This window comes from Pseudomonas sp. MWU12-2037 (assembly GCF_023242345.1).
GTDB lineage: Bacteria > Pseudomonadota > Gammaproteobacteria > Pseudomonadales > Pseudomonadaceae > Aquipseudomonas > Aquipseudomonas gingeri_D.
The window spans coordinates 1-12,558 of record NZ_JALLIZ010000013.1 but is presented as its reverse complement, the minus strand read 5'-3'; the positions used below and the strand labels follow the sequence as shown (position 1 = coordinate 12,558).

At 55.3% G+C, this 12,558-nt stretch carries 9 protein-coding genes; all 9 read right to left on the bottom strand.

The genetic code is table 11. The features are described from left to right. Window positions 1–190: 190 nt before the first annotated feature. Entirely contained in the window at window positions 191–691 is a 501-nt protein-coding gene (locus M5B42_RS21880; protein ID WP_152740272.1) for a hypothetical protein, read from the bottom strand. Window positions 692–941: 250 nt separating this feature from the next. Then, window positions 942–1,706, bottom strand: a complete 765-nt coding sequence (locus tag M5B42_RS21875) for an SDR family oxidoreductase (protein ID WP_103494757.1) — start codon at window positions 1,704–1,706, stop codon at window positions 942–944. A gap of 220 nt (window positions 1,707–1,926) precedes the next feature. Further along, window positions 1,927–2,586: a DUF799 domain-containing protein gene (locus tag M5B42_RS21870; protein ID WP_177101898.1), complete on the bottom strand. Its 660-nt coding sequence runs from the start codon at window positions 2,584–2,586 to the stop codon at window positions 1,927–1,929. After that, entirely contained in the window at window positions 2,583–2,954 is a 372-nt protein-coding gene (locus M5B42_RS21865) for a DUF4810 domain-containing protein (RefSeq protein ID WP_103494755.1), read from the bottom strand. Before M5B42_RS21865 ends, M5B42_RS21870 begins: the two co-directional genes overlap by 4 nt. Before the next feature lie 36 nt (window positions 2,955–2,990). After that, a complete protein-coding gene (locus M5B42_RS21860) occupies window positions 2,991–3,674 on the bottom strand; it encodes a CsgG/HfaB family protein (protein ID WP_177101895.1) in 684 nt (227 codons plus the stop codon). Between the two features lie 1,020 nt (window positions 3,675–4,694). Continuing rightward, a complete protein-coding gene (locus tag M5B42_RS21855) occupies window positions 4,695–4,997 on the bottom strand; it encodes a hypothetical protein (RefSeq protein ID WP_248746979.1) in 303 nt (100 codons plus the stop codon). A 242-nt stretch (window positions 4,998–5,239) separates the two neighbouring features. After that, entirely contained in the window at window positions 5,240–5,764 is a 525-nt protein-coding gene (locus M5B42_RS21850) for a hypothetical protein (protein ID WP_248746978.1), read from the bottom strand. Between the two features lie 163 nt (window positions 5,765–5,927). Then, window positions 5,928–6,167, bottom strand: coding sequence for a hypothetical protein (locus M5B42_RS21845; RefSeq protein ID WP_177145925.1), 240 nt, complete (start codon window positions 6,165–6,167; stop codon window positions 5,928–5,930). A 15-nt stretch (window positions 6,168–6,182) separates the two neighbouring features. After that, window positions 6,183–12,485, bottom strand: coding sequence for a DUF637 domain-containing protein (locus M5B42_RS21840; protein WP_248746977.1), 6,303 nt, complete (start codon window positions 12,483–12,485; stop codon window positions 6,183–6,185). Window positions 12,486–12,558 lie beyond the last annotated feature (73 nt).

Below are 12,558 nucleotides of genomic sequence, written 5' to 3'. Positions count from 1 at the left end.
TCGCAGAAATGAAAGTACGCGAGGCTGTCGGATCACGGGCAGGCCGACAGGCGTCACCGTCATCATAGGCGGCGGGAACGGACCATCAATGGCGGGAGGGTGATGGCTGGGAACATGGATCGTGTTTGATCGGCGCTTGCGTTGTGCAAGCGCCTGGCCGACGAAGACGGCCATCAATACCGCAAGGGTTTCAGACTTTCGTATTGATCGACATGCTGGCGCCGGAACTGGCGAACTGCTGCAGGTTCAGCAGCACGTTAATCGCCTTCTTGTATTCCGGGATCATATGGTTGGAGAACTGGTCGTTCGAGCTGCCGCTTTGCAGCGTGCTGATCTGGCTGGCGAAATAGTCCAGCGCATTGAATTTCTCGCCCGACTTGCCTTTCGCCCCGGCGCTGGACAGCAAGCCGGCGGTGGTGGCGCTGATCAGGCCATTTTCCTGGAGGATGCTGCTGTACTTGGCCAGTTGATCCGGGGTGACCGATTTCGGGTCGAAGCCCTGGAACTGCGACTGCAGCTTGTCCTTCTGCATCTTCGTGGTGTCGAGGGCGGTCGGGTCCCTCGGGATGTTGTTGAGCACCTGCTTGTTCTTGATTTCCTGCAGGTTGGCGTTCTTCGCATCGGAGGCCTTGCGCTCAAAGACCCGGGTGCTGAGCGCCGTGGCCCAGGCGACTACTGATCCGCCGCTCATGCCCGACCTCCGGCCATACGGGCGCGGGTGGTGTCGCCGTGCTGCTGAGGTCCTTTCAAGGCGAGCATATGCAGTGTCCTGTCAAAGAGGGAGAAAAGAGATGATTTTAGTCATGTAACATGAATGTACAAATATACAATCTTTGTTACAGATCGCCCATCGAAAAGATGTATTGGAATTGTGGGGAGGCCTGAGACCGTCAACGGACGCCTGGACCTCGGCAGGCGCCCGTGGAAACAGGAAGCGCTGATTACGTCCGATTAATGGAAACGCCACCATCGACCATCAAACTCGATCCCGTGGTGAAACTCGATGCTGCAGAGGCGAGGTAGAGCGCTGATCGCGCAATCTCCTCTGGCAGTGCCAGGCGCTTTAGCGCATGTAGTCCTTCGACGAAGGCACGGGCTTGCGGGGTATTGGTGGCGGCGCGTCCCATAGGAGTATCCGTGCCTCCCGGTAGAAGGGCATTGGCTCGGATGCCATGCAAACCATACTCGACAGCGATCACTTGCATCAGGCCGATCAGCCCGGCCTTGCTGGCCGCATAGGCTCCCATTCCCGGGAAGCCGGCGGTATGGCCAACGAAGGTCGATGTAAATATGATGGAACCGCCGCCGCGCTTTAGCATCGCTGGGATCTGATATTTCGCACCCAGGAACGCACTGGTCAGGTTTGTATCGAGAATGGCATTCCAGGCATCAGCTGAAATGTCGGGAACCGATGCACTCTCCCCTGTCGAACCGGCGTTGTTGAAGGCAATATCGAGCCCGCCAAAACGACCGACGGCGATCGCCACCAATGTTTGCGCGAGTTTCTCGTCTTTGATGTTTCCTGCGACGGCAATCGCTTCGCCTCCGCCATTTTCAATCTCGGCGACAAGTGAGTCCAACTCGACTTGACGGCGCGCCGTTACGACGACTTTCGCGCCCTCCTTCGCGAATAACTTTGCCGTCTCGTAGCCAATGCCTGAACTCGCACCCGTTACAATTGCCACTTTTCCTGATAACTGTTTCATTTTCCAAGCCTTGCATCAATTCCATTTCGGAACCTCAGCCTAGTGACGCGGCGCTCTGCGACCTATCCGTTTCTTGCTGTCACATTCAGCGATCTCTTTCATCTTGTCGCCCTCCCGATAAGGATCAAAATGTTAAAAAGGGGGCAGTTCGAGCCTTTCAGCGCACCATTGTGCACGACCAAGCCAGGCTTGAATCGTGCCCCCTTATTTACCGCTGGCCTCAGTCCGTGCCGTACTTCGGCGAGCGCGGTCCATACAACAAACCTGCCGGATGCCCGGCGGACAACAGCCGCTGGCTGGTGATCCCGGCAATGGGATGGCTGACGTCGTTGGCACTGTTGATGATCTGCTTGACCGCTGCGGTGATCAACGCACCGACCAGACCGCCGCCACTGTTATTATTCCCCTCCTCGCTGGAAGCCGTGGCGCTACCGGTCCAGAGCGCGGTCCCGGTCTTGAGGTCCACCAGCCTGGCACTGGCCGTCACGATGGTCGCGCTGCTGATCACCCGGTACTGCGTACCGTACTGGGTCACCGTGATGTACAAGGCCGCATCCGCGCCGAAGATTTCCTTCAGCTTTGCCGGCGAAGTGTTGTGGATATCGGTTGGCGTGTTCAGGCCGTTCTGCTGGAAAGTTTCATCCACCAGCGCCACCGGCATGACGTAATAACCGGCTTCCGCCAGCGGAAATGTCACCTGGGACAACAGGCTGTAGGTGGCCTTGATATCCGGAGATTCGTTCAGGGGTGGCAATACCAGGATCGTCCTTGGGCGAGCCTGCTTGTAGGCCGAATAATCCACCGTCTTGGGGGCTGCGCAACCACCCAGCAGACTCACCAGCAGCAGAGCGGCCAGAGCACTCAGAAAACGCGAATTCATTGCTTGATCCCCTTCTTGGCGTTGCTCAACAAAAAGTCCATGTAAGCCGTCGATTCAGGGAACAATGCTTTCTCGGTCTGGAACTGCTGCACCATCTGGTCGTCCTTGCCAAGGCTGCCGTAGAGCATGCCCAGGTGGGCGTGATAACCCGGTGGCGCGGCTCGATTGGTGGCCTTGATCTTCTGCAAGTCGGCTTCCAGGGCCTCGACTTGCGCCTCCTTGGCCTCACCGTTGAAGTACTGGTAAACCTGAGGCTGATAGCCTTCCCACTGATACAGCGTCTTGACCTGCGGAGCGCAGCCCGCCAACAAGGCGCCGCCTGCTGCTATTGCCGCGATGTAACCTAGCAAACCGAACTTTTTACCCATGACGCGTGAAGCTCCCTGTTTTTGTTGTAGAGGTACTTATGGCCGGCCCGGTTTCCAGGTGCCGCTGTCGATCGCCTGAACCATCTTGTTCACGGCTTCACGCATGGCCAGGTCCAGGACCTTGCCGTTGAGGGTCGAGTCGTAGCTGGCAGTCCCGCCGAAACCGATGACTTCGCGGTTGGACAGCGCGTACTCACCCGCGCCCTGGCTGGAATACACCACTTCCGAGGTGACGATATTGACGATATTCAGAGCGACCTTGGCGTAGGCCACCTGGGTCTTGCCGCGCCCGAGAATGCCGAACAACTGGCGATCGCCGGTTTCCTTGCGGCCGAACTCGGTGACGTCGCCGGTGACCACAAAATCCGCGCCCTTGAGTTTCTGCGACTGGGACTTGATGTTCGCTTCCTGCTGGATCTCCGCCAGGTTGTCGCGGTCCAGCACGCTGAAGCGGTTGGTCTGCTGCAAATGGGTGATCAGGATGGTCTTGGCCTGGCCGCCGAGACGGTCGACACCATCGGAAAAGATCCCGCGCATATAGCTGGAACGGTTATCGAACTTGCCGACAGCGATGGGGGTACGCACACCGGCGTAGGCCTGGTTGGCGGTTTCCACTTGCTGCACCGGCAAGGCTCGGGAACTCTCGGTGGCACAACCACCGATGGAGGTCAGCGTGATCGCTGCCATCCCGAAAATGGCGACCTGTGAGATTTTTTTCATGCAGCACACTCCTGGGGAAAATCGGACCTGGGGATATTGGGAAACGGGCGGACAAAAATTTCAGGCGAACAGCAAGGCAACGACCTTCACCGTGGGCAAAGCCGGACCTGTGATCGTCAAGGGGTTATCACCGGAGGCTGCGGAAAGCGCTCCAGGGTTTTGGACGGGGAGATTTCGAAGAAACGAAGAGACTCGGGTAACGGCACGGCATGGCCGCGGGGGACCTCATCCCGAGGGTGAAAACACACATGTTCATTCCTTGAAACATTTGATATCAATTTAATGGCCGCATCATAAGGTGGTGACAATAGCGCGTCAAGAAATCGGAAGGCTGAATACGGGCCAAGCGCACAAGCCGCGCAAGGCCCTCTGCGCCGAATATCGACGATATATTCCGCAAGCTTTTTATGTGGAGAGGTAAGTGAGGCTGCGATCGGGTTATCCAACCAAGATAACTCTCTTTCCCTTGAGTGAAATTTCCTAGAAAATCCAACTCGCTTGCGCCTGCCTATTCCGCTGGCTAGTCTCCTCCTTGTCACTGCTCATCAGTGATCGGGTTTAGTCGCCCGCGAAACTACGGCGCACAGCGCCAACCTTGAGACGGGCGCTTTTTTATCGCCTGCACTTTATGGTGGTCGTGCGCAGGGCACCTTAGGGTGCGCCGGTTCCCTAGTTTCCGGTCGACTAACCTGCGCGCGGCCGCCACCCCATCGTTTAGTCGCGATCAGCGGCGGCTCCAATCAAACTAGGGAGTTATGCGATAAATGGCGCAACTGTGGGTGGATTCGGTGCTGGATAAACGTATGACAGATGTCAGTGGCTGATACCACATCGGGTCCGGGACGGGGAGCAAGCCTCCCCCGTTTCGTGAACGCCACTCGATATTTCAACTTATTGCTATAAGAAAAAGTGGGCATGTTGGGCTCAGCGGCCCCTTCTATCGAAGACCTGCCTGCTTCACTTTCTGCTTTCGACTCAAGCACTTAGCTTTTAAGTAAGCGCCATCACCCACATTCTCCTTTAATATTTAAAGTTAGTCACAACCTTTTCACCACGCTTATAAGAAATCACAAACGAAGTCCAGTCCTCGCCGCATTCCTTTGCACTGTTCTTTAGTTTTTTTACCAAACCATATAGAACCGAACCATTGAAATCGGTTTCGGCATTTGTCACCTCAACACCATTACTCTCAACGGTAAGCTCGGCTTCCATATAACCCTCACCAACTTCAACTTCATAACGAAAAGAGTCATAGCCATTCACAATCCCGCACTCAACCAAAGCAAAAATCTCTTTCACCAACTCAAGATCTTTACTAATCATTCAATACCCCCAGGAATTTTATTAGCCTCATTCTCAAAGAATAAAGTCTTAGTTTTCCATCTATAGTATGAGTCAACTCCATGGTATCATGGTCTCGTCGAACCAGGATCTACCCGATTAAATTTTATTGTCGTCTGCCCCACAGTTTGATTAGGATCATTCAACGCTGCTTTGACTCGAGACCGGCTAATGGGTGTCACCTTTTCCTAGATGCCAAGCTGATACCGTAAGGGAGGTTACAGCTAAGTCTGCCAAAATGTCAGACAAACCCCATATTCATCGAGAAGATCATCAGCAATTTCAAACTGAAACACCTTCTCCGGAAAGCAGTCTGATAATGCGTTCCTCCAATACTTGATGACCTGTTCGGCAAATATATGACAAAGACGATAATCTTCTTCCGATAGGCCAACCTTAAATACGGGGCGACCCGGCGCATCTTCCCACTTTGAAAAAAACTGATTTATTGAAAAAATATTTCTGTACCGTTCGACGTCTCTACTCGATTCACTTTGTTTCAAAACACCAATTCCAGCCTCGACCAGCCCCTTCAAAGGAAATTTTTTCGGGTCGTATTGTTGAGCGTTAGGCAGCCAAAAAACGTGACCATCAATCTCAATAAAGTCAGGAGAAAGCAAACCCAGAACAGAAATTGCCTGCTCCAATGATACCAAGTTTCCTACGTATGAAAAGAACTCCCCGGAACCAATATCCGAAGCGAACAGATTCAACGACTGCTTGGAAATACTACCCTGACAAATATTCATCAGTTCAACCCTAAGCTATTAAGAACCGACTATGGAACACTTCCTTCAAAGGCTTTTGAATAAAAAGGGGACAGATTTGAATGACGCTTCATTAACCTTACCCCTTCTTCGGATCTCCACTTTTCAACTCAACAACAATTCCAGACTCAACCTCCACAACCATCTACTCATAAATTTTCGCCGCACAAAATATTTTCGCAAACGTATTCCAGCTAGGAACCAGCACCTCAGTATCACCTGTATTTTTCGAATACATATCTATAGCTTTTATCCATGCTTCCATTGATTCAAGAAACCTTTCCAACGTCGTATTTTCCCACTCCTCAGGAGCATTCAACAGCTCACTCCTAAGCTTACCAATAAACTCTGCAAAATCTTCTTTCGTCTCTATCTTATCTATCATGCCCCACCTCTAATCTCACTGACAAACACCTCTAACACAAATAATTTTACCCTCATTCGGCGTCGTCATCTTCCACCCTTCTTTAGTAATTTCTTCCGCCGTTGCAGGGATAATTCTAATTGGCACATTAGCTTGGGAAGCAGCGAGCAACCTCCGATTATCCAAACTATATACCAATCCATCTTTTTCGAAAACCCGAATTGGTGGGAGATCGTTTGGAGATATCGCCCCCGACTTCAAACCATCAATGGTTGACTGCAAAGAATTATCATCCTTGAACATATTTTTTATACTATCCTGAGTAAATCTAATATCCTTAGGATTAGCAAGCCCATCTAGATTTTCAGGCAGCTTTGACGGTATTTTTAAAGCTCTCGCATCCTTAAGAATGTCGTCGAGTTTTTTACCAACAGCCTCACTGACCTTCTCAGCAACTTTAGCTCCTGCCTTTCCAGTAGCACCGGCGCCTGACACCGCTGCGACAGTACGCATGAAGAAAAGAGCCTGTTGAGCAGTGGAGACATCAACCCCATAAATCGCGTTGAGCTTGGCCGCAATGTCATCATTGAACATGGCCGCAGCCCCTTCGCCGATGGCATGGCCACTGTCCTTGAATCCATCAGGGATACCGGTGATCGCACCTTTGACGCCCTCCCAAATACCAGGAACCACAGTTCCTGGGTTCTGAGCCGCAAACCTGGCCAGATCCACCGCACCATTCTTCAGGTCGACACCCGAGTCCTTCATCTCCTTGATCAGACCTTCGCTCAAGGGACGGCTGATACCGCTTTGTACGAACTGGCGATAGAACTGCGGATCAGCCGTGTCCGCAAACATCTCGGGCCGGAACAACTGCTGGCCTTTTGCGGTAAACAACGCCTGCTGCTCACCCAAGTCGTTGGTAAACGTCTTGCCGCTGTTCGCCAAGAATTTCGCGGCGTCGTTATCAGTGCCATCGCTCAAGAGAGCACGCCACAGATAATCGACATCCTTCAACGCCTGCTGGCTCAACCGTTCAGTCGCTTCCTGCTCACTGATGTGCTGACTGGCAGCAAACGCCTTGGCGTTCTCACGAATCCATTTGTCTTCATCCGCGTGCAACTGCCGGTTGTACTGGCTTGCATTTTTTGCAATCCAGGCCCCTTTCTCCATCTTGCTGGCATCAGTGTCACTTTGACCTGCCGCCGCCAGGACGCCCACGATCTGCGACGACATGGTCAATAGACCTTTGTCACCGTGAACCAGATCGCTCAGATGATTGATCAGAAGCTCGTTGGCCCCTGCGGCCAGTGCACCAGTCTTGAAATCACCACCCGTGGCCTCTGCCAATAGCCCACCGACCATCGCATGAATGACTACTTTCTGCGGCGTGCCATCAGCGTATTTGCCAAGCGTGTAATCACCCACAGCTTTAAAACTGGCGGCCGCCAAGGTATTGAACAACGCCCCCTGTAGAGCATCGCCCATATCGCCGCCCTGCCCCAGGGCTTTACTCAACAACGTTGAGGTGCTGGATTGCAGAGTCTGGTTCGCAGCAAATTGCCCAACACCCGTCCACGTATTGAGAGGAGGACCAATAATTTTCCCTGTTATCGGATCAGTCTTGGTCCCCGTCCAACCATCGAAGTACTTCGCGGTCAGCCCAGCCGTCAGCCCCGAGATGACATATCCCTTGAGGGCATCGGATGAGGTGACATCCTTGAATACCGCGCCCAGGTTTCCGCCATTGTTGATAAAACTGGTGGCCGCGTTTGTTGCAGCACCGGTGGCTATAGCGCCCGCGGCTGCGGATAGAGCTCCCGCAGTACTTGCGCTGATCGTCCCTGCGCTGACCGCCGCCGAGGTCGCGGTGCCCATCGCCCCCATTGCGGCAGGCCCGACAACAGCCGCCATGACAATAGCAATGATCAACTGCGAAGCCGGCCCAAGACCCGAGTTACTGTATTTGTAGGAGTCGTGAATCTCCTTCACCAGGTGCCAATCCACGTCACCGCGCTTCTCGGCGTCCTTGAGCCAGGCCATTTTCGGATCAGCCTTGACCATCGCATCGATGGTCTGGCTGACTGACTGCTGGTTGACCTGCTTGAGGTCGATCTTCAGCCCTTCGACAGCCTTGATAGTGATGTTGCCAGCGGCCACCATCTGGGTCTGACGCAAGGTTTCATCGGTCTTGCCGCTGCCTTTGGAGGAAACCCAGAAAGCATTGTTGTTGCTCTTCTCGTGACTCTCCTGATGAAGATCCTTCTGCCCTTCGAAGGTAATAGCCCCACCGCTCTCGATGGTCAGATCCTTGCCACTTTCAAGCTTGGCCACCTGATAGTGTTGGGAGTCGCCACTTTTGAGCGTCAGATCGCCCCCCGTCTTGATCTCGCTCCCGACATTGGTCACCTGGGTGACCTCATCGTGCTGGGTTTTCTTGCGGCCCCAACTACCCTTTTTCTTCATGTCATACAGCGAGTAGTCGCTGTTTTGCGCGGACAGCAGATCCAGCTTGTCACCCGCCACCAGATAGGCCTCATTACCCGCAGAGACCTTGCTTGCGATCAGCCCCAGATCCTTACCCGCACTGAGATTGACATCCCCCCCAGCCTGGACAGTCGTTGCTACCTGAGCGACATGGTCACGCTGAGTGGTTTCCTTTCTGCTTTTGGATAAGTAATGACTCTCATCCGCCGCCGAGGTCAGCGTCAGGTTCTCGGTCGCTGCCATGGAGATATCGCGCTTGGCATCGATCTGACCGGCGACAACCGTGAGATCCCGTCCAGCCGTCATTTGCAGGTCACGCCCCGCATTGACTGTCGACGCCGTCTGGGTAACGGAACTATCGTTCGCCCCCCGGCCATAGTTCGTGGATGTGTGACTCTCAGTCGCCGCGATATTGATATCGCGCCCAGCACTGATCGAAGTATCAGCACCGCTCCGCAGCACACTGCCGCTGTTGCTGACGTCACGCCCAGCCTTCACGGTAAGATTGTTCGCCGCTTCGATACGCGCGGCGTTGTCGAGCAATTCGCGGTGTGTGCTGACAAAACCCGCAGCCTGGTTGATACCGGTGACATCGCGCTGGTTGAGCACATCGCCGGTGACGGCCGTCACACCCACATCGCGCCCGGCAATGATCCCGCCCGACTTGTTGACGATGTTGTTACTCGCCAATGCATCCAGACGATTGCTCGCTTCAACCAAGCCGGTGTTAAGCAGATCCTTGCCCGCCACCGCCGACAGGTTGTCGCTGGCACGCAAAGTCCCGCTGTTTTCCAGATTAGCCCCGGCGATCAGGGTGACATCCGCGCCTTGAATCAAAGCGCCATTTGGCGCCAGGCGATTGGTGGCCTGGGCCAGGTAGAGCACCGGCACCAATACTTCTTCACCGTTGACGACCTGCGTTTCCATCCAGACGATGTCGTGGGTCAGGGCCGCGACCTGCTGCGCAGTCAAGCTCACGCCAACCGACAGATTGAGCTGCTGCTTACTGCTGATGGCGTTGTCCATCAGGTACTTGAACAGCTTTTCATCCGAGCTCTGGCCGTCGATAAAGCGTTGCCCGGTACGCGCAACCACTGCCTGCTGAATCAGCTTCTGCTCATAGAAACCATCGCCCAGGCGCTTGGCGCTTTCATCGGGCTTGTAGCCCAAACCAGCCAACAGGTAGTCCGAGCTCATAAACTGCTTGAGGTCGGTCAACACCGGGTTGGTTTCGATCAGGTACTTCTGCGGACTGGTCTTGCCCGAGGTATCCGGCAAGCCCTGGACACGTGCCAGGCTCTGGCCACCGCTGGCGGCAACCGCGCCATCAGCACTGGATAGCGGGACGCTACGTGCTTGAACATCCGTTGTACCTGCCTGACGCTGGGCGATACCGATGGAGGTGCCCACGACGCTCCAGCCCGGCACTACGGCGCCTTGCTGAGCGGAACCACTCTGCCCGCTCAAGCGGAATAGACCGTTCTGCCCGGTGGGCAAGCTGAAGCCCGGCAGTGCGAGCGGGTTCACCTGCTGCTGGGCAAGGTCCGGAGGTAGTTGAGCATTGAGTCGGACCGCAACAGGCGCACCTGTGCCCGCCACCTGGGTACCCTGGACCTTATTGGCCCCCGCACTGAACCCGTAGTCCTGGTGAATAACGCTATTGTTCAGATCCTGGGTTGCGCTGATCGAGACATTGCCAGCCGCCTGGATAACGGCACTGCGGCCCGAGCCGGCGCCATCCTTGGCGACTTCGACGTCGCTGAGCAAAACCAGGGATTGCAGTCGATCAGGCAACGGCGCCAGGTTGTTACGGTCATACTGAGAAGTTGGGATCTGCTGGTATGCATAACTGAAATCAACGCCGGTCACTACTTGGCCGGTGACAGAATCCTTGAACCGGACTTCCTCAATGGTCTCACCGTCGCGCCCACCTTCACGATGGCGATAGTTCTCCGGGATCGCGATACTCAGGCCACCGGAGCCATTGATGTAGTAGATGTTCGGAAAGTCGGGATTGTTTCTTTGGTTGTAAGCAATCACCTCACCGAAGAATGGCACGGTGAACCCACGCCAGAGCTCTATTTCCTGATAGCTACGGGTTCGTTCGATGGTACCGCCAACCGCACCGACGTTTTTCAGGTTGTCAGCCTGGATGGAAATATTGCCGCCGGCACTGATGGTGCTTTTGCTATTGAGAAAGTTGCCACCGCGAAAAACAAAGTCGCTGCCCGCCGAAAGCGACGCGGAGGCACTGGTGTCGTTGTCCTGCCCTTCGTAAACCTCACGAACGACGGTGCTGAAAATATAGTCGTGCCCCCAGCATTTGGTGCAGTTGTAGGCGATGGCACCCGAGACCAACGTGCGCCCCATACTGAAACTCTCAGTGCGGTTCTCGAAGTTGGCGGCATTGATGCTGAACTTGCCGGTGCTTTCCATCGCCCCGGAGATATTGATGACCTCGGTCGCCTGCGCCGCACCGCCATAGCCGTCGATACTGACCGCGCCAAAGCTGTAGAGCTGGGCCGAATGGTTGGTGAAACTGTTGACCTGCAACGCCATGTCGCCGCCGCTGAAGATCAGGCCGCCCTGGTTCAACAGGGTGGGCGCGCTCAGCAACAGGTTGCCGTTGCTACCCAAGGTTCCGTAGTTATTGATTGAGCCGGCATTGACGCTCAAGCCGCCAGCCGATGTGATGCGGCCGTAGTTATTCAACTGACCGCCGACATTGATCGTGGTATTGCCACCACCGGCAATACTGGCGGTGTTGCCCAAGCTCACCTGCGCAGCACTCAGCCCCAAAGTACTCAGGCTGGTGTAACGTCCGTTACCGCTGTAGTTGCCACTCAGGGTCAAACTGGCCGCGCCATCGCTGGCAATCAACCCATCATTGCTCCAGTTGACGCCAGTGCCGGTGAAGCTGTCTGTGGCAAGCAGTTGCCCGCTGCCGGTCTGGGTCAGGTTCTTGACATTGACCGTCAGCCGCCCGACCTGGATCACACTGCTGTTGGTCCAGTCATCGGCCGTCAAGGTCAGGCCACCACGGGTCACCAAGCTACCGCCGGCCCTGATGAGATTGACCGTGGCGGTGTCGAAGATGCCGGTACCGGTGTGCAGCACGCTGCCACCCTGGTTCATGAAACTGCCGACGCCCAGGGTCAGATCGCTGTTGGCGGTTTCCAGCTTGCCGTTGCTGTTGTCAAACAACCCGCCGATCTGGAATTCGGTCTTGCCGCTGCCGCCCAGTGCACGTAGCTGGCCGGTCTGGTTATCCAGGCTGGCGGCAGTGATCGAAAGAGTGCTGTCGCTCTCGATAATGCCCAAACGGTTGTTCAGGGCGCCCGCGAGCTTCATATTGATCTGGCGACCGGAGATCTGGCCGTCGTTATCACCACTGTTATCGAAGTTGTTGCCCGAGACCCGGACCAGCCCATTGGCATGGATCGCGCCATTGCGGTTGTCGAAGTCCCCTGCCCCGGTATCGACCAGCGCATCACCCGTTAGCGCGGCGATGCGGCCACCGTAGTTATCGAGTCCGCCCCAGGCTTGCAGGTCCAGGCGCGGGGCCTGAATCAGGCCGCCCTGGCGGTTGTTGTTCAGGTCGTAGCCGTTTTTCAGTACACCAACGACTCGGGTTGTCAGTGCACCACTGATGCTCGACAGCAGACCACCACGGCTGTCGAGGTTGGTCGCCTTGATGAACAGGTCGCCGTCCTGGGCGATCACCTTGCCGCTCTGGTTGTCGATATCGCCACTGACGTCGAGGCTGACCGCGCCCTTGCCTTGCAACGAGCCCTTGCCGTTGCCAAGGCTGGCGGCGCTCAGTTGCAGGTCGCCGTTACGGCTGGCGATCAAACCGCCATTGCCGTTCTGTACCACCCCGGTCGAGGTGATCAGCAGCTTGTCATTGGCACTGACAAGACCACCA